The following is a 20985-nucleotide window of genomic DNA, read 5'->3' as shown; positions in this document are numbered from 1 at the left end:
TCTGTCCTTCTCGATCGTGAATCTTCTGCCAGTCAGCTCCGACATCAGTGCCAAGCCTTGCCACGCTTATGTGGGCAGTTATGCCCCGCATGGTCAAGGCATCTACCGCTTCGCCATGAACGGCGTCGGCGCCGAGGCCGACTTGCAAAGCTTGGGCACGCCGGACCTGGCGCCCAACCCTAGCTTCTTGCTCTTCAATGCCGATCACTCCCGGCTTTATGTGGCCAATGAGCATGAGGATTTTCAAGGCCGTTTGTCCGGCTCGGTGAGCGTCTATCGGCGCGATGCCACCAGCGGTGCGCTGAGCCTGGCCGGCTGCGTGGCCTCGGGCGGGGCGCGACCGGTGCATTTAAGCCTGGATGCGCAAGAGCGCTATCTCTTCGTGGCCAACTACGGCTGTGGCAGCTTGGCTGTGCTGGCCTTGGACGCGGCTGGCGGCCTGGGGCAACAGCTGGATCAGCAAAGCCCGGCCCAGTTCAAAACCCTGCAGCCCTACACCGCGCTGGCGCAGCATGCGCCGCCCGGCAGTTTTGCTCACAGCGACCACGACGGGCCGCATGCCCACCAGGCAAATCTCGACCCCACGGGCCAGTTCTTGCTGAGCACGGATTTGGGGCTGGATCAAATCATCAGCTGGCAGTTCGATGCGCGCAGTGGCCGCTTATCGGCGCCGCGCTGCCACCCCAGCTCGGCGGGCGCCGGGCCGCGCCAGCTGTGTTTTCATCCGCGCGATGCCTCGCTGTGTTACGTGCTCAATGAAGAGTCATCCAGCTTGAGCTGGTGGCGCTTCGATGCGCAGGCGGGCGGCGTGCTGCGGGCGCTGGGCGAAGTCAGCACCTTGCCGACGGGCTTTGCGGGCACCAGCTTCGCGTCGGAGCTGCAGTTCACGCCCGACGGTGGCCAGCTTCTTTGCCTGAATCGCCTGCACGATGCCATCGCTATTTTCGAGATCGACGCCGCCGGCAGCCCGCAGTTGCTGGGCCATGAGTGGACGCGCGGCAGCTATCCGCGCAGCGGCAGCTTCGACCCCAGCGGCCGCTACTTCTTCGTCTGCAATCAGCGCAGCGATCACCTGGCGGTGTTTCGCTTGGCTGAGCGTGGCGCTGGCCTGCAATTCACCGGGCGCTATGTCCCGGTGCCCAGCCCGGCGCATCTGGTGTTTGCCAGCATGTGAGCGCGGGCGTTCAGACGCTGTCACCCCGGGGCATTGATTAGTCTCTGCTCGGAAAAATCCCTTGCAGGGCAATCACACAGGTCAGCGTCAGAGAGGGCTGCATCACGCTGACGGGCTGATTGCCACCGGCCGAGGCCACGGAGGCCGGGCTCATATCCACACCCGGCACGCTGGGCGCGGCGTACAAGGTGCTGCGGCTCTGGCTGGCGGGGGATTTGCCGGCGGGGCTTTGCGTGTCACCGATCGAGGCGCTGCCGGGCAGCGCGACCTCGTGGTTGTGCATGGGCATTTGCGCCGTCGTCAAGGTCACCGCCTCGGTACCGCCGCGATCACCGACTTGGTACTGAGCACCCGCGCCGATGACAACTCGGCCACGCGTGTCGGGCAGGGCAAAGGTCTGGATACCGTTGCCGCCGTAACTCGTGCCCAGGAGCGAAAACAAAGCTTGGTTTTGTTGGATGGACAGTAACTGCCCGTTCATCAGCGCCCAACCCTTGGGCGCGAAGTTCCAGATGCCGCAGGCGGTTTCACCCAAAAACGGGGTGTCGGCCCAGGACGCTGTCGCGCCCAAGAGGCAAACGCTCAGGCCAAGCCCACGCAGCTGACGGGCCAGACGATTTGCTTGTTGCAAAGACATGGCAACTCCTTGATTGATTCGGTACGGGTTCAGCCGCAGCCATGGCGGCGGCCGATCTCATCAGTTTTGCGAGGGGAAGATCCCCCACACGGCGATGACGCACTTGATCGTTTGATACGGCTGCTGCACCTGGAAGGGCTGGCTGCCCCCTGTCACGCTGCTTTGCACGCCTTGCATGGGCACAGTGCCGGGGCCGGGCGCATACAGCGTTGTGCGGGCCTTGTTGGCGGCCACTGCAGCTGCCGGAGACAGCGCTGTGGCATCACCCAAGCTGCCTTGCGGGCGGTAGCCATGGCTGTGCGAAGGCAGCTGGCTGCTCGTCAGGGTCTGGCTTTCGCTTCCCATGGCCTGGCCCAGCACGCGGGTGGACAAGCCGGGCCCCGTGCCTTGGCTCACCACCATGCGGCTGCGCGTGTCTGGCAGGGCAAAGGTCTGCACGCCATCTCCACCAAAGGTAGTGCCGATCAGGGCGAACAAGGTGTCGTACTCGGCAATGGGCAGCAGTCGGCCATCCATCTCCATCCAACCATAGGGCGCGAAGTTCCAGCCGCCGCACATGACCTGGCCGATGAAGGGGTCCGTGCCAGCATGAGCGGACGGCATGCCGGCCAGCGCTAGCCCCATCAAGGGGATCGCCAGGGCGCGGCGGCACCGCCGCATGCTCAAGTTCAAAGGGTTTCTTTCGCTCTTGCTGATCATGATGAGCCCCTGCTTACGGACGGGAAGGAAAGACACCCTGCGTGGCGATGACACAGCTCATCGCCAGATAGGGTTGCATGATGTTGATGGGCTGGCCTTGGCCTGCCGAATCGGTTCGGCTCGCCGCTCTTGCGGTCCCTGGCGTGGCAGCGGCGTAGAATTGGCTGCGCGCCTTGCTGGCGGGCACGGCCCCGGCCGGTGACTGCAGGCTGGCGTCTTGCGTGCTGCCCAGTTGCACGACCTGATGGCTATGGGCAGGAAGATTGCTCGCTAGCAGGCTCGTCGTTTCCGCACCGCCTTGCTGCCCCATCACATATTCACTTAAGCCGGGTCCTTGGCCGGCGTTGATCGCGGCGCGGCCACGCAGGTCGGGCAGCGCAAACGTGCTGCGGCCATCGCCGCCGTACTGTGTGCCGAGCAGCGAAAACAAGGCGGTGTTCTGCGAAATTGAGAGCAGCTGGCCTTGCGCCATCATCCAGCCCCTGGGCGCAAAGTTCCAGGCACCGCAGACGATTTCTCCGAGTATGGGTTCACTGCCCGCAACGGCGGGCGCAGTGGGCAGCAGGCATAGCGCAGCCAAGGCCAGGGCGCCCCGCAGGACGGAAGATTTGGGTGCTGACGTATTCATACCTTGGCCTCCTGAACTGGCTTGCCGTGCGGGCGCCGGGCTGTCGCGCAAAGTGCCAGCAGACCTAAGCCCAACAATGCCAGGCTGCTGGGCTCGGGGATGGTGCCGGTTTGCCCCGGGCCGTAGAGGCTCACATCGTCCACCGTGGCCGTCATAAAAAAGCTGCCGTCACCAAACTTCATGGTCACACTGCCCAAGTCGGTGTCAGAGATCAGGCCGAAGAAGTAGGCGTAGCTGCCGGCGCCATCGCTGCGGTCGGCGCTGGCGCCATTGCTCATCTGGGTGCTGCCCATGGTCAGGCCGATGTCCCCGGCGATCACATCAGCGCCGGTGATGACGTAAAGGCCGAAGGCCCGCACCGAGCCGGTCAAATTGAAAGTTAGGCTGTCGCCGCCCAGAAAGGCGCCGTCGCCATTGTTCAGGCCCAGGTACTGCGAGCCCGAGGTGGTCCAGAAGCCGCCTTTGACATAAGGCGTGGCAGGGCCGGCGGAGTCGGCGCTGAGACTGAAACTCGGGCTGCCGGCGCTGTTTGTGTAAGCGTTGCCCAGCAGGCCTGCAGCGTCGAAGTTGCTCAGTTGCGCAGCGCCCAAGCCACTGGTGGCGGTCACGAAAGCCGCTTGGCTCTGGTAGGTCACCACCCCCGCCGCCGCGTGTGCGCCCCAGGCCAAACCCGTGGCCGCGAGCAATGCGCGACACGCCAAAGAATTCATTCGCATGATCGACTCCTTTTCCTCAGCTAGAACCACACCTCAGGCACGGCATTGCGCTCACATCGCAAGACCCAAGCCGTCCTCAGGCACCAAATCGGCAGCCCAGCTCTTCGAGCTGCCCCTGTTGAACACGTTGATAAACGATTTGCGGCAGCGCGGCCGCGCCGCCGCCCGCGACGGGCTGACCCGCCCGCAGCGCAATGGTCTCGGTGACGGCCTCGGGCACGGCCGTGAATTGGCTCAGTTGCACGCCCGGCCGCTGCGCATCGAGGTCAGAGCTTTCCAGGTTGTGCACGGGCTTGCCATCAGCCGTCTGCGTGACCGTGGCCCAAAGAATCTGCACCTCACGCTGGCCGGCCCGGTAGTTAAAACTGCGCTGGCCGGCATTGATGCGCAGCAGGCAGTCCTCGCCCCGATCGGTTTGCCCTTGGTAGCTGCCCGCAAGGCAAGCCAGATTGATGTCCCCTTCGGGCGCAGCGGCCTTGAGCTTGCGGCTGAGTTCACCGAGGCATTGGTGCAGCTGGGGCAGTGCTGTCAAGGCCAGGGGCTTGGCGGCAGCCTCCTCGGCCCGGCGCATCGCTGCAAGCTGAGCCCGCTCCGCCGCTGCAGCCGCCTCATCCGCCGCGCCACCGCAGGCTGACAGCAAACCGGCAAGGCCGGCCGCCAGCGCGAAGCGCCAAACTCCCAAGTCGCGGGATGCAGATGAGCAGCACATGGCCCCTCCTTTGGAAGGCAAGCATAGGCTTCTCGCGACTGAGTGCACACGGCACCCCGTGAATCAGGGTAGATGTAAACCCTAGTAGCTAAGCTGCTTTGCGGCGAGCTTGCTCCGCCATGGCTGCGCAGGCATTGGCGCCCTTGCGCGCTGTGTCAGCCGTTCGCGCAAAAGCAATAGGGAGTGCAGAGCTTCCCTAGGCCGGTAGCGCGACACCCAGCGCTACATGCCGGGCTGCAAGCGCGTGTGCAACTGTTTGGCCAGATCGACGGCGCTGCCGCCGTAATGCGCTTGGCGGTAGCCCAGGCGTTGCAACAAGCCCAGGGCCAACTCGGCGCGCGCGCCGGTGGCGCAATAGACGATCAGCGGCGTTTGGGCATCGGTGGCCAGCAGGCGGATCTGCTCTTCCAGGCGCGGCATGGGCAGGCAATGTGCGCCGGGCAGGTGCCCGGCCATGAACTCGGCGTAGCTGCGCACATCGATCAGCAAGGCATCCTGCGGCAGGTGCGCTGCGGCTTGATCCAGCGCGGCAGCGGCGTGCTCCGGCGCATGCTCGTGCACCTGCGGGGTCGAGGGGTAGGCCTCCACGGGCAGCAAACTCATATTCCAGTTCATGGGCAAGTCTCCTTCGTGGCGTTTGTTGTGCAGCCCGGCCGGGCGCTGCTTGACGCGACACCTGCTTTTTACTGCAGACTGCGGCGCATGGCGAGCCACTTTTGCACGGTGCGGCGGCCGAAGAAGTTTTGCCAGGGCCGGATGCGCCCTGGCACCCTCAGGTCGGGCTCTGTCTGCGCTGCGTGCGCGCTGCTTGTGCGCTGCCGGCGCTTAAGGGTTGCAGGTGAAGCAATGCTTGGAGTCGGCGAGCAGGCGGTCGGTCCGGGGCTTGAGCTCTTGGTGCTGGCAGCGAGGGCAGCTCCAGCGCTCGCTGCGATAGCTGGACGTCGGCAGGCCACAGTCGGCGCAGGGCAGCCCCGCGATTCTTTCGCTGATCCAAAAGCCGGGGGCATCGCAGGCGGGGCATAGGGATTGAATGCGCTGCAGCAGGTCTGCGGCGGCCTGCTCGATCAGCTTCATGCGGCGCGGATTTGCATGGGCGCGCAGATCCAGCTCGGCAAAGACCTGGCGATGGCTGGACTGCGCGAGGCAGGCGTCAAAGCATTGCCGCAACTGGGCCGGATCCTGGATGCCTTTGTGGATGTTGGGGTCGTCTGGCCCGTTGGGGCGCAGCACCAGTTGCTGCTGCGGAAAGCCTTCGCTCAGCGCAAAGGCTTCAATCGCTTGCCAGTCGCCGCTTTGCAAATGACCGCTGGGCGCCGCCGCTTGAGCCATGCCAACGATCTCGATGCCCAGCTCGTCATCGATCCAAACCAAGAGCTCCACATTCCACGGGAACATGCCGGTGAAGGGGTCGGGGCCAAAGCTGCCTTCGCTGGCCAAGCCGAGGCTCAGGCCCGCGAGCTCCATGCCTTTGCGTGCCTTGCGCCGGGCGGCCTCGAGCTGGCTGCCAGGCCTGGGCGTCTCGCGGGTGAAGCTGCCGAGTTGGTCGGTATCGAAGCCGCTGACCCACTCAATGCGGCAGCCCAGCGCCGGTTCCAGCACCGGTGCAATCACCTCTTGCTTGCCGTGCTGGGTCAGCAAGGCGACTTGCCGCGAGGCGTAGCGAGACTGCGCTGCCATCAGTGCTGCTCCTCCCACTGCAGCGGGCGCCAATCGCCGTGGCGATAACGTGCAAAACCCGTGGACTCAAAGCGCCAGAGATGCAGCCAGTCGTTGTCCAGCAATTGATTGACGACGGCGTGCTTGGCGATCACCGCTTCGATGGCGGCCTGCGGCGCGTCGATCACGACGGTGAGTCGCAAGGGCTCATGCATGCGGCGCTGGCCATCATGCACGGACTGATGGGTCAGCCCGATGCGCAGGTCGCCGCCATTGCCCTCGAAGACGCCTAGGCTGCCGCCCACCACGTTGTGCAGCACCTTGTTGCCGCTGCCCAGGTGCAGCGGGTCGCAGGTGGAGGCGTGGTATTGCCAGTTGATCCAATGCGTGACCAACATCGGTGCGGTCATCAACAGTTCCAGCACGCTGCCGTCGAGGTCTTGGCTGGCCTCGTAGTCGTGCAAGAAGCTGCGCCCGTTCAGCACCACGCCGCGGCTCTTGTGGCGGGGCGCGATCAGAAAGGCGGCGTTGCCCGCCAAGCCCCATTCCGGCCGTGTTTGCGCGCCGTCGTTGGCACGCCGACGCAATTGATTCAACAGCTCGGCGGGCGGTGCGCTAGGGTCGAGCTGGAGGCTGCCGGCCCGCTCGCGGCGCACCTGATCGCAGGCTTGCGCAAACACGCTTTGCAGGCGCTGCCAGCGGGTGCGGGCGGCGGCGGGCAGGAGGTCGAGGTCAAAGCCTTCGATCTCGTCGGTGGTGGTGTTGTGCAAGGCCGCCATGAACACGGTGGTGTCGGGAATGGCGATGCCCGCGGCCTGCAGCAAGCCGGCGCGCACCGACGCTTCATTGAGCAATTGCGCCAGGCTGCGGGCATTGACCTCGCCGGTTTGACCGCAGCAAGCGCCGCAGTCGAGGGCGGCGGCGTGGGCGTTGTTGGTGGACTGGCTGCCATGGCCGACCAGGAGCACCAGCGGGGCCAGGTCTTGCTCCAAGCCCATGGCGTGTAGCACCCGGCCCGCCAGCGTGACCTTGGCCTGCAGGTCTAGCGCGGCCAATTGCGGGCGGCAGATCGGGCGGTAGCGTGCCGGCAGGCCCGCGAGGTCGTCTCTGGCGCGGTCTTGCTGGCGGGGCATCAGCCATTGGCCGAGTTTGCCCAGGTAGCCCAAGCCGGCGGCCTCCACAAAGGAGAAGGCGGCGCCCGGCCAACGGCTGGCGGCCTGCCATTGCTCGCCCAAGGCCAGGCGGGTCTGGCGTGCGCGCGCTGCAGTGCTTTGCAGCGCGGCAGTGTCCTCGGGCTTGGCGCTGGCCTGGAAGGATTCGGCGGTCGCAATGCGGTCGAGCACTTCGATGGTGGGGGCCAGCAAGCCGGGCAACTGCGGGCGCCGCGCTTGAGTTGCCAGCGGCGTGTAGGCCACCGGCAGGCCGAAGAAGCCGGCAAAGCCCAGGGTCTGCATGCCGGGCCAGACGGCTTCAAGCGCGCGGCGCAGGGGTTCGCTGCGCACGTCGATGCAAAACGCCGCCTGCACCTCGACATCAGTTTTCACTGGGTCTGGGCCGCTGGCCGACAGCAGCTTTTGGGCCAGCGTGCGCTGGTAGCCCAGCTCAAGGGCGACTTGCCAGACCTCGTCGATCACCAGCGCTTGTTCGGCGGCCTTCATCACTTGGGGCGCTTGCTGCCAGGCCCGTTGCAGGGCGCTGAAGGCCCGTTGGGCCGCGGCATCATCTTTGCACTCCAGCAGCAGCGCACCCCAGGCCAGGCGGATCGCCAGCAGCTCGCGGAGATGGGTGTCGCTGCGGCCCTCCTGGCCGGCCTGCCAGGCCAGGTAGGCGCACCACGAGGCCCAGCCATTGACGGTCAGCAACACCGCCTCCAGATAGTCGGCCCACACCGTGGGCGACAAGCCCAGGCGCTGCATCACCCATTGCTCGGCGTCTTTGGCCTTGGCCGGCAGCGCGTCAATGGCGCGGCCCAGATGCGGCAGCCCCATCAGCAAGCCGATGCCGTGGTCGTGCTGCAGCGTGTCGCGCCAGAAGGCGTACAAGCCCTCCGCGCGCTCGGGCTGCCAGTCCGCCTGGTGCTGATCGAAATAGGCCGCGCAAGTCTGGCTCACCTGGTGTGTGATGGCCTGACGCCAGGCCAGGCGGGTATGGCGTTCGGGGTCTTGGTCGAGCACGTCGATCAAGAGTGGCAGTTGCTCCACCGGCGCGCTCGTCTGCAGGGCGTCCACGCATTGGGCGGGGGTCAGGCCTTGCGCTTGCGCGGCTGGCAATTGACGCAGGGCCTGTACCAGGTCGGTGGCGCTGATCCGTCCTTCGAGCCAGGCCGTAAGTTGCTGCTCACGCGGCGGGAAGACTTGAATCTTGCCCAGCACCGCCATGCGCGCTGCCACCTGGCGCAGCGGCATGCCGATGCGCGACCAGTGCGGATTGACGGCGATGGCGCGGTCCAGCGGCCATGTGGGCGCAATGGCCTGGCAGGCTTGGGCGCACGCTTGTTCGATTTGGGCGGCCAAAACGCGCTGCTGCTCTGCAGGCTGATGCGCAGGTGCGGGCTTTGCTGCTTGTGACGGCGCGGCGTCTTTCAATGTGTCCATGATCGGGGTCTCCGGCTTGTCGGGTCAGTACGGGGCGTCGGCCAGCTTCGGTGCGGCGGCTTGTGGGGCTGGGCATTTGTGGGGTTCAGGCGTCCAGCCCGAGGGCCACAAGTGCAAGGCCATGCGGGTGTAGGCTTCGTCCACATAAAAGCCGGCATAGCTCCATTGGCGCCAGCGGCTCAGCGCTTGCGGTCGCAGCTGCAGCAGGGCCAGGCAGGCGTAGAGGGCGGCCATGCCCGCCAGGGCGATCAAGCCCAGCGTGTGATGCGGTGCGTCTTGGATGCCCAGCGGCAGCGTATGGGCCAGCAGCGTGGCAGCGCTGAGACCGAAGACGATCAGCAGGCCGAACAGCGTTTGTGTGCTGCGAAGCCGCAGGCCGGCAGGCCCAGCGGGCTGCCATAGCAGCGGCGCCCAGGCCAGGCCCAGCACTGCGCTCCACCACCAAGGCCATGCGGTGTGACCGGACAGGGACTGGATCAGCAACAGGGCCGCAATCGTTATCAGCGGCGCCAGCGCCAGATTCAGGGCGGCGGGAGGCGCAGCGCTGTGCAACGCCTGCAGCCGGGTTTGGCGCACCACGGTGGAGGCCGACAGGAAGGCATGCGCCTTGTAGAGCGAATGGCCGATCAGATGCAGGGCCGCCAGGGTGTAGAGGCCCAGCGCGCATTCGAGCAACATGAAGCCCATTTGGGCCACGGTGGACCAAGCCAGGCGGACCTTGATGCTGATGCGGGTCAGCATCACCATGCCGGCCAGGATGGCGGTTCCCAGGCCGAAGACCAGCAGCAGCGCGCGTGCCGACATCGCCTGTTCCAACAGCGGCGCGAAGCGGATCAGCACAAAGCCGCCGAGATTGACCACGCCCGCATGCAGCAGGGCTGACACGGGGGTGGGCGCTTCCATCACCTGAATCAGCCAGCCATGCACCGGCATCAAAGCGGTGCGCAGAACGACGGCCATGACCAGGGCCAAGGCGCTGAGTTGCAAGGGCAGGGACATACCGTCCCGTGCCAGATGCGCCCACAGCGCCGACAGGGAGCCACTGCCCACCTCGGCCCAAGCCAGCGCGGCGGCGGCGATCAGCAAGGTATCGGCCACGCGATCAGCAATTCGCTTTTTGTGCGCGGCGAGTTGCGCAAAAGCGCGATTGGGGTAGAAGCACAGCAGATGCTGCAAGGCCAGGCCCACCAGCGCCCAAGCGGCGATCAAGATCACCCAATGATCGGCCAAAAGCAAGAGATGCACGGCGGCCAAGACCGCGGCCAAAGCTGCCAGATAGCGCTTTTGGCCGTCTTCACCCTGCAAGTACCGGGCCGAGAAGGCGCCGATCACCGTGCCCAAGAGTTGCACCAGCACCGCCATGCTCAGACCCAGCGGCGAGGCCAGCAAGTAGTCAGACAAGGGAGCCGAAAAAGTGGCGGGGATTTGCGCAGCGCGCAGGACTAGCCCCAGGTTGGCAATCGTCATCAGCAGCGCGGCCAGGGACAGTGCCTGAAAGACCCGCCACAGCCCGGCTGTTGAGCTCGACGGAAACCGTGGCCGCAAAGCCGCAGCGGCCATCAAGGCGACCGGCGTCAGGGCGCCGGCCGAAAGCAAAAGTTGGGGAAATTCCATGACACGACCCTGTTGAAGCTGTTGGGGCGCATCATCCGGATTGGAGTATGTTCTGTAAAATACATTGAAAAGCATAAAACAATACTAAAAACAGAACAATGCAACTCGATCAGCTGAACTTTCATCACTTGTTCTACTTTTGGCGGGTCGCCAAGCTGGGGCATCTGACGCGCGCCGCCGAAGAGCTGCACACCTCGCAATCGGCGGTGTCCTCGCAGATTCGGCAGTTGGAAGAGCGCCTCGGCGAAGACTTGTTTGCCCGCGAGGGGCGCCGCCTAACGCTGACGGACACCGGCCAATTGGTGCTCGCGTATGCGGAGAACATCTTTGGTCTCGGCCAGGAAATGCTGGGCCGGCTGCAGGGCCGCATGGCCGGCATCACGCGTTTGCGGGTCGGCAGTGTGGCCACCTTGTCGCGCAACTATCAGGAGAACTGGATTCGGCCTTTGCTGGCGGACCCCACGGTGGTCTTGACCCTGGAGTCCGGGCTGCTGGAGGGCTTGATCGCGCGGCTGTTGCAGCATCAGCTGGATGTGGTGCTGGCCAACGAAACCGTGCCCGCCGATCCGTCGCGGCCGCTGCATTGCCGCTTCCTGGGCAGCCAGGCAATCTCCTTGGTCGGCCCGGCGAGCCGCTGGCAAGCGCAAAGCCTGCGTATGCCCGAGGATCTGGACGGTCTGGATATCGCCTTGCCCGGGCCACGCCACGCGCTGCGGGCGCAGTTCGATGCGCTGTGCGCTTCGGCGGGTGTAACGCCTCGGCTGCGGGCCGAAGTGGACGATATGGCCATGCTGCGTTTGATTGCGCGTGACAGCGGCTGGTTGACCGTGCTGCCGCAAGTGGTGGTTCAAGATGAGTTGCGAGCCGGGACCTTGGTCCCCGTCGCGCAGTCAAGCGCCTTGCAAGAGCGCTTTTACGCCATCACCACGCCGCACCGGCACCGCATCGAGGCGCTTGAGCATTTGATGGATCGAATGCCTGAGGGCTGAGTGCCTGGCGCGAGGCTGGCTCGGAGCGCGGCCGCTGTGGCGAAGGCCCGGGCACCAGCCTGCGGCGATACTGCGCGCTGGAGAGCAAAAAACAAACGGCGCGGATGGCTGGTGCGAGTGCAAGCGCCGGCCACCAGGGACGGCCGGCGCTTGCGTTCGTTTTCATCGTTTCATGCATCAGACCCGACTACTTTTTGAACAAGCCTCAGGCGCCCCGCTGCCAGACTGGGGGCAATTGGAGCCCTCCTATCGACTGGTGCACTTCAGCAAGGGCGCCGATATCTTTGCCGAAGGTGAGTGGCAGCCTTTTGTCTATGTGATCCGCCACGGCATGGTCAAGCTCAGCTATTTCAATGAGCAGGGCGAGGAGTGGATCAAGTCCTTTATCGGCGAAGGCGACTTCTTTGCCTGCCCGAACGTGCTGGTGGCCGGCCAGAAGACCGACTACTCAGCGATTGCGCTGGAGTCTTGCCAAGTCGAGCAGATTCGCTACGTCGACCTGCGCGAGCTGATGGGGCGCCACGCCAGCTGGCAAGGGGCGGTCTTGCAATTGCTGGAGCGGCACATCGTGCGCAAGGAGCAGCGCGAGCGCCAACTGCTGACCATGCGCCCTGAGGAGCGCTATCAGTCCTTTTTGAACAGCTATCCCGCCTTGGCGGAGCGCATCCAGCAGCGCGATATTGCGCACTATTTGGGCGTTACCCCCGAGGCCTTGAGCCGGATCCGCAAGCGCCTGCGGGCTTGATCTAGCGCAAGTGCGGCGCATGTGAAATTGGCCGATTGATTTGGATCATTTGAAGCGCGGCTCGCAGCGACGAAGCTGACGGCACTTTCCCAGTTTCGCAATGCTTCGAATTGCGTGAACTGGGCTTTCGCCGAGTTTTGCGGCTTCTTCGCTGACCAATCGACCCCACCATGCTGACCTCTGCATCCAATCGCGCTCCCTCCTCAGTCAAAGCCTATTTGCTGGGCGGCGGCATCGGCTCCATGGCCGCCGCGGCCTTCATGATCCGGGACGCCAAAGTGCCTGGCGCCAACATCACCATTTTTGAAGCCTCCCCGCTGATGGGCGGCAGCCTGGACGGCGCCGGTGACGCCGAGCGCGGCTACTCGCTGCGTGGCGGCCGCATGCTGACCACCGACAACTACGAGTGCACCTGGGACCTGTTCAAGACCATCCCTTCGCTGGAGCATGCCGGCCAAAGCGTGTTTGACGAAACCCTGGCCTTCAATGAGAAGTACAAGGCGCATTCGATGGCGCGCCTGGTCAATCGTCAGCGTGCCAAGATGCCAGTCGAGTCCATGGGCTTCTCTATGCACGACCGGGTGGAGTTGTTGCGCCTGAGCAATGCCAGCGAAGAAGAGCTGGGCACCTCCACCATCACCGACTGGCTCTCGCCCGCTTTCTTCGAGACCGAGTTTTGGTTCATGTGGGCCACCACCTTCGCCTTCCAGCCCTGGCACAGCGCCGTGGAATTCAAGCGTTATCTGCACCGCTTCATGCTGGAGTTCTCGCGCATCGAGACCTTGGGCGGCGTCAAGCGCACCGTCTATAACCAGTACGACTCTTTTGTGCGCCCGCTGCAAGCTTGGTTGCAAGCCCAGGGTGTGCAGTTCGTGATGGACGCCAAGGCGACCGACCTGGAGCACCGCGAAGCGGGTGGCAAGTTCGTAGTGACTGCCATTCAGCTGAAGCGCGCGGGCGCCATTGAACGCGTCGAGGTGGGTGCCGATGATCTGGTCTTCTTCCAGAACGCCTCCATGACCGATGCGTCCAGCCTGGGTTCCATGCACAGCGCGCCGCCCGCCTTGACTAAGCGCGATAGCGGCGGCTGGACCTTGTGGGAGAAGCTGGCCCAAGGCCGCCCCGAGTTTGGCAACCCCGCCGCCTTCAACAGCAGCATTGCCGAGTCGATGTGGAATTCTTTCACCGTCACCCTCAAGGACACGGTGTTCTTCGACAAGATGCGCGCCTTCAGCGGCAATGAGCCGGGGACAGGTGGCTTGGTGACCTTCAAGGACTCGAACTGGTTGATGTCCATCGTGCTGGCGCATCAGCCGCACTTTGCCAACCAGCCGGCCGATGTGCAGGTGTTCTGGGGCTATGCCTTGTTCCCCGATCGCGTCGGCAACTTTGTGGCCAAGCCCATGGCCGAGTGCACGGGTGAAGAGATATTGCGCGAGCTTTGCGGACATCTGCGCTTCGACTTGGACGCCGTGGCGCAAGCCAATTGCATCCCTTGCCACATGCCCTACATCACCAGCATGTTCATGCCTCGCGCGCTGAGCGACCGGCCCCTGCCGGTGCCCAAGAGCTCGAAGAATCTGGCCTTCATCAGCCAGTTCGTGGAAATCGCGGACGACGTGGTGTTCACCGTCGAGTACTCGGTGCGTGCCGCGCAGATGGCGGTGTACGAGCTGCTGAATGTGGACCGCGCTGTGCCGGCCATCATCCCGCATGACCATTCGGTGAAGGCGAAGTTTGAGGCTTTGCTGAAGGCATTCAAGTAAACAAGTGAGGCGGGCCGATGTGGCCTGCCCGCCCTTGTGGCGCCAACTGCTCCGTTCATCAACGGCCGGAACTCCCAGGCCCTGATGACAGGGCCGGCGCCTGGCCGCACAATGTACGCAGCTCTTTCAGCTTGTGGGACCGATGGACCGACGCACCCTTCTGATCAGCCTGGCTTCGCCGGCCGTTCTGCCCTCGCATTCGGCGGTGGCGGGCTCGGCGGCTGAGTCGCGGCAAATCAGCTACCCGGTGTTCGGTGGTCAGGAAGATTCCTTCCGGCACTACTGCATCGAGGTCTTGAAGCTCGCGGTTGAGCATTGCGGGGTCAGCTACCAACTCAAGCCGGTGCTGCAGCCGGTAGGCCAGGGGCGGGCGATCCGGCAGCTGAGTGCGGGCGAGGGCCCGCTGAATATTCTTTGGAGCATGACCAGCGCCGAGCGCGAGCGCGATTTGCTGCCGCTTCGCTTCCCCTTGGACCGTGGGCTGATGGGCTGGCGCCTCTTGCTGGTGCGCAAGGCGGAGCAGCAACGCTTCGCCCAGATCCGCAGCCTGGAGGAGTTACGCGGCCTGACCGCCGTGCAGATGCATGACTGGCCCGACACGCAGATCCTGCGTGCCAACGGGCTCCAGGTCGGCACCGGCAGTTCCTACGAGAACCTATTCGCCATGCTGCAGCATGGCCGCACCGACTACTTTCCGCGCTCGGTGCTGGAGATTGCCGAGGACCTAGAGCGCTTTGGTACCCGTCATGACTTGGCGATCGCCCCTGGCCTGCTCTTGCGCTACCCGACCGCGTTCTACTTTTTCGTCAGCCCTCGCGAACCGGCGCTGGCCAAGGATCTGAGCCTGGGGCTTGAGCGCATCATTAGCAACGGCAGCTGGCGGGCGCTGTTTCTGCAGCACATGCGGCGGCAATCCAAAGCCCTGAAGCTGCCTGAGCGGCAGGTGCTGGCCTTGCGCAACCCCTTGCTGCCGGCCGCCACGCCCTTGCAGCGCACCGAGCTTTGGGAAGAGCCGGGGCGTCTGGGTGCTTGAGCTTTCTGTCGTTTGCCTTCCTCAGCGCAAGTCTAGGCAAAGCCACCGCCGCGCCAATAAAAAAGGCCTCCCGAGGTGGCCTTGATTGAATGCCGGGCTGGCTGGCGCTGCCGCCAGCTTCTAGGCTTTACATGCTGCGCCGATACTGCCCACCCACCTCGAACAGAGCCGAGGTGATCTGGCCCAGCGAGCACACGCGCACGGCATCCATCAACACGTCGAAGACGTTCTTGTTATCGATCACCGCCTGCTGCAGGCGCGCCAGCATCGGGCCGCTGGCGGCCGCGTGGGTGGCGTGGAACTCGGCGAGGCGGCTGAGCTGCGACTGCTTTTCTTCCTCGGTGCTGCGGGCCAGCTCGATGCTTTCCATCACTTGGTCGCCATGCGGGTTGCGGAAGGTGTTGACGCCAATGATGGGGTACTCGCCGGTGTGCTTGAGCATCTCGTAATGCATGCTCTCTTCCTGGATCTTGCTGCGCTGGTAGCCGGTTTCCATGGCACCCAGCACGCCGCCGCGCTCGGCAATCTTTTCGAACTCGCTCAGCACGGCTTCTTCCACCAGCTCGGTCAGCTCTTCGATGATGAAGGCGCCTTGTGAGGGGTTCTCGTTCTTGGCCAGGCCCCATTCGCGGTTGATGATCAGCTGAATGGCCATGGCGCGCCTAACGCTCTCTTCGGTCGGCGTGGTGATGGCCTCGTCGAAGGCATTGGTGTGCAGGCTGTTGCAGTTGTCGTAAATGGCGATCAAGGCCTGCAGCGTGGTGCGGATGTCGTTGAACTGGATCTCCTGCGCGTGCAGGCTGCGGCCCGAAGTTTGGATGTGATATTTCAGCTTTTGGCTGCGTTCGTTGGCGCCGTATTTGTCGCGCATGGCCACGGCCCAGATGCGGCGGGCCACGCGGCCCAGCACCGTGTACTCCGGGTCCATGCCGTTGCTGAAGAAGAAGCTCAGGTTGGGCGCGAAGTCATCGATGTGCATGCCGCGCGCCAAATACGCTTCTACAAAGGTGAAGCCATTGGACAACGTGAGCGCCAGCTGCGACAGCGGGTTGGCACCCGCCTCGGCGATGTGATAACCGCTGATCGAGACGGAGTAGAAATTGCGCACATTGTGGTGCACAAAGAATTCGGCGATGTCGCCCATCACCTTCAGGCTGAACTCGGTCGAGAAGATGCAGGTGTTCTGGCCTTGGTCTTCCTTCAGGATGTCGGCCTGCACCGTGCCGCGCACATTGGCCAGCACCCAGTCCTTGATCTTGGCGGCCTCGTCGGCGGTGGGCTCGCGGCCGTTGTCGGCTCGGAACTTGGCCAGGTTCTGGTCAATGGCCGTGTTCATGAACATGGCCAGGATCGAAGGCGCGGGGCCGTTGATGGTCATGCTGACCGACGTTGTCGGGCTGCACAGGTCGAAGCCGTCGTACAGCACCTTCATATCGTCCAGCGTGGCGATGGACACGCCGGAATTGCCGACCTTGCCGTAGATGTCCGGCCGCGGTGCGGGGTCGGCGCCGTAAAGGGTGACTGAGTCAAAGGCGGTGGACAGACGCTTGGCCGGCATGCCCTCGGACACCAGCTTGAAGCGGCGGTTGGTACGGAAGGCATCGCCTTCGCCCGCGAACATGCGGGTGGGGTCTTCGCCCTCACGCTTGAAGGCGAACACGCCGGCGGTGTAGGGGAAGCTGCCGGGCACGTTCTCCAGCAGCAGCCACTTCAGCAGCTCGCCATGACACTCGTAGCCTGGCAAAACCACCTTCTTGATCTTGGTGCCGGAAAGGCTGGTGTGGACGAGGTTGGTGCGAATTTCCTTGTCGCGGATCTTCACCACATACTCGTCGCCGGCGTAGGCCTTTTGCATGTCCGGCCACTGGGCCAGCAGCTTGCGGGCGGCGCCGTCCATTTGCGCTTCGCGGCAATCCACCAGCTCGGCCAAGGCCTCGCGGGCGCGGGTCTTGGCGGCGTTGGCCTCTTCCAGCATGCGTGAGCTGGCCGTCAGCTGCTGGATTTCGCGTGCCAGCGTAGCTTGCTGGCGGGCGCGTTTTTTGTAGCCGCGCACGGTGTCGCTGATCTCGGCCAGGTAGCGCACCCGGGCGGCGGGCACCACCGGGGTTTGATGCGTGCTGTGGCGGGTGGCGACGACGGGCAGGCGGCCTTCGTTCAAGTGCAGGCCCAGCTCGGCCAGGCGTGGCTTGAGGGCTTGGTAGAGGGCGGTCACGCCGTCATCGTTGAAGCGGCTGGCCATGGTGCCGAACACCGGCATGGCTTCGGGCTTGAGGGTCCAGGCCTCTTTATTGCGCTGCACCTGCTTGGCGACATCGCGCAGCGCGTCCAGCGAGCCCTTGCGGTCGAATTTGTTGATGGCCACGAACTCGGCGAAGTCCAGCATATCGATCTTCTCGAGCTGGCTGGCGGCGCCGAACTCGGGCGTCATCACATACATGGGCACGTCCACATGCGGGACGATGGCCGCATCGCCTTGGCCGATGCCCGAGGTCTCCACCACGATCAGGTCAAAGCCCGCCAGCTTGGTGGCGGCGATCACATCGGGCAAGGCCTTGGAGATTTCGCTGCCAAAGTCGCGCGTGGCCAGTGAGCGCATGAAGACGCGCGAACCTTGCGACCACGGACCGATGGCGTTCATGCGAATGCGGTCGCCCAAGAGCGCGCCGCCGCTCTTGCGGCGCGAGGGGTCGATGGAGATGACGGCCACGCGCAGGGCGTCGTTCTGGTCCAGGCGGATGCGGCGGATCAGCTCGTCGGTCAAGCTGCTCTTGCCGGCGCCGCCGGTGCCGGTGATGCCCAGCACAGGCGTTTTGATGTCTTTGGCCGAGGCTTGCAGGCTGGCGACCAGCGCGGGGTCGGCCTTGCCGTTTTCCAGCGCGGTGATCAGTTGGGCCAGGGCGCGCCAGGCGGCTTCGCCATGGCCTTGGATGGCGGCCAGGGTCTTGGGGGCGAGGGCGGCGAAGTCCTGGTCGGCCTTCATCATCATCTCGCCGATCATGCCGGCCAGGCCCATGCGTTGGCCGTCCTCGGGGCTGAAGATGCGCACGCCATGCTCGCGCAGGTCGCGAATCTCGGCCGGCACGATCACGCCGCCGCCGCCGCCAAAGACCTGGATGTGCTCGCCGCCGCGCGCCTTCAGCAGATCCACCATGTATTTGAAGTATTCGACATGGCCGCCCTGGTAGGAGCTGATGGCGATGCCCTGCGCGTCTTCTTGCAGCGCCGCGGTCACCACCTCATCGACCGAGCGGTTGTGGCCCAGGTGAATCACCTCGGCGCCCATGCCCTGCAAGATGCGGCGCATGATGTTGATGGCCGCGTCATGGCCATCGAACAGGCTGGCGGCGGTCACAAAGCGCACCTTGTTGGTGGGGCGATATTCGGCCAAGGCTTTGTATTCGGCGGATAAGTCGGTCATGGCTTGTCTCCAGCAGGCCCGGCGGGGCAGGGCCAAGTTTTATCAGCAAAGGTGGGCGGATTCTAGGTCTTGATTGACGTTTACGTAAACGTCACTTGATCCACTCCCTTGCGCGGGAGGTCGGCGCGGCCACCTGCCACCGCCGGATGGCGTTGAGCGGGTTATGCTGAGCGTGGACTATCCGCACCATTCGCATGCTGAATCGTCGCAGTCTTCTCCATGTTTCTGCGTCCGCCACGCTGCTTGGCGCCGCATCGCTTTGCCGAACTGTTCGCGCCGAAGCCATGCCCCGCATGCGGATCTCGACCCTGCTTGAACCCGAGCCGGTCGCCGAAATGGCCGAGCGCATCTTGCGCCAGGCCTATCGACGCCTGGGCTATGACTTGCAGGTCGAGCGCATGCCGGCTGAGCGGTCCTTGGTCAGCGCCAATGCGGGTGAGACCGATGGTGAGCTCTACCGGCGCGCTGGCATTGAGCAGACATACCCGCATTTGCATCGCGTGCCCGTGGCGCTGGCCAGTTACGAAATCGTGGCCTTCGCGCGTGACCAGCGGCTGCCCGTGCAAGGCTGGGACAGTTTGCGACCCTATCGCCTGGGCTTTGTCAAAGGCATCAAGGTGCTGGAGGAAATGACTGCCGGCATGCAGGTGGAGCCCGTGGCCAAGCTGCAGCAGGCCTTCGCCAAGCTGGAGCGGGGCCGTTGCGATATCGTTTTGGCCAACCGGATCACCGGGCTGGCCCTTTTGCGCGGCCAGCCCAAGAGTGGCATCGCAGTGGTGGGCGCGCCGCTGACTGCCTTCCCGGTGTTCCATTACCTGCATGACAGACATCTGGCTTTGTTGGCCGCCGTGACTGGCAGCTTGCAGGAGATGGAACGAGATCACAGCCTGGCGCGCATCCAGGAAGCTGTGCGGGCCGAGTTTGAGCATTAGGCGGACTCGACGTTGACTCTGCGCTTGACGCATGACTTCATCGCGGGCAAAGGAAAATCGACTCTGACCCCAGTTTTCTGTGACCCCAGTTTTCTGACCCCAGTTTTCGAGGGGAGTAGATGGGGCAAGCGGTGGCGATGTTCGACTCCACCGCGCCGATCCCTGGCGCGCGCGATGCCGGAGGTCGGGTCCCAGTGGGCCGGCGCTGAGGCGCTGTTGCAGCAGCAGGGACAATAGACGCCCTGACGATCCAGCGCTGGCATGTGGATTGGCGGCGCCGCGCAGCTTGATTGCTGCGCGCGACGGCCGCGCGACTCATGCCCGCCATTGCCCCACCCGCCGCCCACAAGCCATGCCCGTACCGACCCAGATCTTTGCCATCCGCCACGGCGAAACCGAGTGGAATAGCCTCGGCCGCTACCAGGGCCAAACCGATATTCCCTTGAACGACAAGGGCCGCCAGCAAGCCCAGCAAACCGCCGCGGCGCTGGCGGGGCAGCGCTTCGATGTGATCTACAGCAGCGACCTGTCCCGTGCGGCGCAAACCGCCCAAGCCCTGGCCGATGCCCAAGGCCTGCCGCTGCAGATGCTGGCAGGTCTGCGCGAGCAGCACTTCGGCATCTTCCAAGGCCATACCGCGGCCGAGCTGGCGCAGCGCTGGCCCGAGGCCCATGGCCGCTGGATCAGGCGTGAACCCGAGTTCGGCCCCGAGGGTGGCGAAACGCGAGTGGCCTTCAATCAGCGCTGCCTTGCTGCGATTGATGCATTGGCGCTGCGCCATGCCGGCCAGCGCATCGCCGTGGTCTGCCACGGCGGCGTGTTGGATTGCCTCTACCGCGCGGCCGTTGGCCTGAGCCTGGATGCGCCACGCACCTGGCTGATTGAGAACGCCGCGGTCAATCACTTTGCCTACAGCGCTCAGCAAGGCCTGGCCTTGCTGCAATGGGGGCAGTCCGCGCACCTGGCTGCTGCCAGCCGGGATGAGTTGCCCGAGACTCAGCCTGCCGCTTGAATGTCGTGGTGGCTTGGCGGCGTAGCTAGGCCACTAACTTTCTAGGTCAGCGCTCAGCCCAGCGCCAACAGCGTCGCCACTTCCGCCGCCGAGCGAACACCTAACTTTGAAAACACGCGGGCCCGGTGCACCTCCACCGTGCGAACTGACACGCCCAACTCATCGGCCACCACCTTGTTGAGTTTGCCGGCCGCCACCAGCAGCATGACTTCGCGTTCGCGCTCGGTCAGGCTGGCCAGGCGGGCCTGGCGTTCCGCTGCCTGGGCACCGTCGGCTTGCATGGCGGCGGCCACGGCCAGAGCTTGCTCCAAGCGGTCGGCCAGGGCGTTGTCGCTGTAAGGCTTTTCGAGGAAGTCGAAAGCGCCTTTTTTGAGCGCATCCACCACCATGGGAATGTCGCCATGGCCGGTCAGGAAGAGCACTGGATTGCGCAAGCGCCGGGCCAGCAACTCATCATGCAAACGAGTGCCGGTCATCGGCTCCATGCGCACGTCCAGCAAGAACACGCCCCGCGGCGGCGCGGTGCCGGGCAGCGCGTCCAGGTGGGCCAGCAGGGCCGGGCCGCTGTCGAAGGGCAGAACCTCCAAGCCGCGCGAGCCGAGCAGAAAGCTCAGCGCGTCGCGCACATCGGGGTCGTCGTCAACCAGGTAGATCGCGTTCATC

At 64.6% G+C, this 20985-nt stretch carries 18 protein-coding genes; 7 read left to right on the top strand and 11 right to left on the bottom strand.

Going from position 1 to position 20985, the window contains the following annotated elements:
• Positions 1–16: 16 nt before the first annotated feature.
• Positions 17–1174 (top strand): lactonase family protein, encoded by a 1158-nt coding sequence (locus AT984_RS16030; protein WP_058720957.1) that lies wholly within the window; start codon positions 17–19, stop codon positions 1172–1174.
• Between the two features lie 37 nt (positions 1175–1211).
• On the opposite strand, the gene AT984_RS16025 is transcribed toward AT984_RS16030, so the two are convergent.
• The 9 genes from AT984_RS16025 to AT984_RS15985 all read right to left on the bottom strand — a co-directional run bounded on the left by AT984_RS16025 (position 1212) and on the right by AT984_RS15985 (position 10427).
• Positions 1212–1811, bottom strand: coding sequence for a phage tail protein (locus tag AT984_RS16025; RefSeq protein ID WP_082680090.1), 600 nt, complete (start codon positions 1809–1811; stop codon positions 1212–1214).
• Between the two features lie 60 nt (positions 1812–1871).
• Complete coding sequence (locus AT984_RS16020; protein ID WP_197418128.1) at positions 1872–2471, bottom strand: phage tail protein; 600 nt, start codon at positions 2469–2471, stop codon at positions 1872–1874.
• A 52-nt stretch (positions 2472–2523) separates the two neighbouring features.
• Positions 2524–3090, bottom strand: coding sequence for a phage tail protein (locus tag AT984_RS16015; RefSeq protein WP_257721184.1), 567 nt, complete (start codon positions 3088–3090; stop codon positions 2524–2526).
• A gap of 44 nt (positions 3091–3134) precedes the next feature.
• Complete coding sequence (locus tag AT984_RS16010) at positions 3135–3854, bottom strand: PEP-CTERM sorting domain-containing protein (protein WP_082680088.1); 720 nt, start codon at positions 3852–3854, stop codon at positions 3135–3137.
• Positions 3855–3930: 76 nt separating this feature from the next.
• Positions 3931–4536, bottom strand: a complete 606-nt coding sequence (locus AT984_RS16005) for a hypothetical protein (RefSeq protein WP_058720954.1) — start codon at positions 4534–4536, stop codon at positions 3931–3933.
• A gap of 249 nt (positions 4537–4785) precedes the next feature.
• Positions 4786–5178 carry a rhodanese-like domain-containing protein gene (locus AT984_RS16000; RefSeq protein ID WP_058720953.1) on the bottom strand — a complete coding sequence of 131 codons (393 nt, stop codon included), beginning with the start codon at positions 5176–5178 and terminating at the stop codon, positions 4786–4788.
• 210 nt (positions 5179–5388) lie between these two features.
• Complete coding sequence (locus tag AT984_RS15995; protein WP_058720952.1) at positions 5389–6240, bottom strand: DUF6671 family protein; 852 nt, start codon at positions 6238–6240, stop codon at positions 5389–5391.
• The gene (locus AT984_RS15990; protein WP_082680087.1) at positions 6240–8813 is read right to left on the bottom strand and encodes a YbcC family protein; all 2574 of its coding nucleotides are present in this window, start codon (positions 8811–8813) and stop codon (positions 6240–6242) included. Before AT984_RS15990 ends, AT984_RS15995 begins: the two co-directional genes overlap by 1 nt.
• 24 nt (positions 8814–8837) lie before the next feature.
• Positions 8838–10427 (bottom strand): NADH-quinone oxidoreductase subunit L, encoded by a 1590-nt coding sequence (locus AT984_RS15985; RefSeq protein WP_082680086.1) that lies wholly within the window; start codon positions 10425–10427, stop codon positions 8838–8840.
• A gap of 98 nt (positions 10428–10525) precedes the next feature.
• Here AT984_RS15985 and AT984_RS15980 point away from each other — a divergent pair, with 98 nt between their 5' ends.
• The 4 genes from AT984_RS15980 (at position 10526) to AT984_RS15965 (ending at position 14960) form a co-directional block, all read left to right on the top strand.
• Positions 10526–11416, top strand: coding sequence for a LysR family transcriptional regulator (locus AT984_RS15980; RefSeq protein ID WP_058720950.1), 891 nt, complete (start codon positions 10526–10528; stop codon positions 11414–11416).
• A 172-nt stretch (positions 11417–11588) separates the two neighbouring features.
• Positions 11589–12161: a Crp/Fnr family transcriptional regulator gene (locus AT984_RS15975; protein ID WP_058720949.1), complete on the top strand. Its 573-nt coding sequence runs from the start codon at positions 11589–11591 to the stop codon at positions 12159–12161.
• 170 nt (positions 12162–12331) lie between these two features.
• Positions 12332–13927, top strand: a complete 1596-nt coding sequence (locus AT984_RS15970; RefSeq protein ID WP_058720948.1) for an oleate hydratase — start codon at positions 12332–12334, stop codon at positions 13925–13927.
• Positions 13928–14069: 142 nt separating this feature from the next.
• Positions 14070–14960, top strand: coding sequence for a substrate-binding periplasmic protein (locus tag AT984_RS15965; protein WP_058720947.1), 891 nt, complete (start codon positions 14070–14072; stop codon positions 14958–14960).
• A 127-nt stretch (positions 14961–15087) separates the two neighbouring features.
• Here AT984_RS15965 and icmF read toward each other — a convergent pair whose 3' ends face one another.
• Complete coding sequence (gene icmF, locus AT984_RS15960) at positions 15088–18378, bottom strand: fused isobutyryl-CoA mutase/GTPase IcmF (protein WP_058720946.1); 3291 nt, start codon at positions 18376–18378, stop codon at positions 15088–15090.
• 293 nt (positions 18379–18671) lie between these two features.
• On the opposite strand from icmF, the gene AT984_RS15955 reads away from it, so the two are divergent.
• Both AT984_RS15955 and AT984_RS15950 read left to right on the top strand, forming a co-directional pair.
• Positions 18672–19310, top strand: coding sequence for a substrate-binding periplasmic protein (locus tag AT984_RS15955; RefSeq protein WP_197418126.1), 639 nt, complete (start codon positions 18672–18674; stop codon positions 19308–19310).
• Between the two features lie 352 nt (positions 19311–19662).
• Positions 19663–20322, top strand: a complete 660-nt coding sequence (locus AT984_RS15950) for a histidine phosphatase family protein (protein WP_058722379.1) — start codon at positions 19663–19665, stop codon at positions 20320–20322.
• A 53-nt stretch (positions 20323–20375) separates the two neighbouring features.
• Here the strand turns inward: AT984_RS15950 and AT984_RS15945 are convergent, their stop codons facing one another.
• On the bottom strand, positions 20376–20984 hold the full coding sequence (locus AT984_RS15945; protein WP_058720944.1) for a response regulator transcription factor: 609 nt from the start codon (positions 20982–20984) through the stop codon (positions 20376–20378).
• Position 20985 lies beyond the last annotated feature (1 nt).

This window comes from Paucibacter sp. KCTC 42545, from assembly GCF_001477625.1.
Classification (GTDB): Bacteria; Pseudomonadota; Gammaproteobacteria; order Burkholderiales; family Burkholderiaceae_C; genus Paucibacter_A.
Note: the sequence above shows the minus strand (reverse complement) of the source record. Positions and strands in the feature narration are given on the sequence as shown.

Bases quoted from the DNA above. Each gene is read 5' to 3' on its own strand.
- AT984_RS16025 (WP_082680090.1), bottom strand. From the start codon at position 1,811: ATGTCTTTGCAACAAGCAAATCGTCTGGCCCGTCAGCTGCGTGGGCTT.
- AT984_RS16020 (WP_197418128.1), bottom strand. From the start codon at position 2,471: ATGCGGCGGTGCCGCCGCGCCCTGGCGATCCCCTTGATGGGGCTAGCG.
- AT984_RS16010 (WP_082680088.1), bottom strand. From the start codon at position 3,854: ATGCGAATGAATTCTTTGGCGTGTCGCGCATTGCTCGCGGCCACGGGT.
- AT984_RS16000 (WP_058720953.1), bottom strand. From the start codon at position 5,178: ATGAACTGGAATATGAGTTTGCTGCCCGTGGAGGCCTACCCCTCGACC.
- AT984_RS15995 (WP_058720952.1), bottom strand. From the start codon at position 6,240: ATGGCAGCGCAGTCTCGCTACGCCTCGCGGCAAGTCGCCTTGCTGACC.
- AT984_RS15990 (WP_082680087.1), bottom strand. From the start codon at position 8,813: ATGGACACATTGAAAGACGCCGCGCCGTCACAAGCAGCAAAGCCCGCA.
- AT984_RS15985 (WP_082680086.1), bottom strand. From the start codon at position 10,427: ATGGAATTTCCCCAACTTTTGCTTTCGGCCGGCGCCCTGACGCCGGTC.
- AT984_RS15980 (WP_058720950.1), top strand. From the start codon at position 10,526: ATGCAACTCGATCAGCTGAACTTTCATCACTTGTTCTACTTTTGGCGG.
- AT984_RS15975 (WP_058720949.1), top strand. From the start codon at position 11,589: ATGCATCAGACCCGACTACTTTTTGAACAAGCCTCAGGCGCCCCGCTG.
- AT984_RS15970 (WP_058720948.1), top strand. From the start codon at position 12,332: ATGCTGACCTCTGCATCCAATCGCGCTCCCTCCTCAGTCAAAGCCTAT.
- AT984_RS15965 (WP_058720947.1), top strand. From the start codon at position 14,070: ATGGACCGACGCACCCTTCTGATCAGCCTGGCTTCGCCGGCCGTTCTG.
- icmF (WP_058720946.1), bottom strand. From the start codon at position 18,378: ATGACCGACTTATCCGCCGAATACAAAGCCTTGGCCGAATATCGCCCC.
- AT984_RS15955 (WP_197418126.1), top strand. From the start codon at position 18,672: ATGCGGATCTCGACCCTGCTTGAACCCGAGCCGGTCGCCGAAATGGCC.
- AT984_RS15950 (WP_058722379.1), top strand. From the start codon at position 19,663: ATGCCCGTACCGACCCAGATCTTTGCCATCCGCCACGGCGAAACCGAG.
- AT984_RS15945 (WP_058720944.1), bottom strand. From the start codon at position 20,984: ATGAACGCGATCTACCTGGTTGACGACGACCCCGATGTGCGCGACGCG.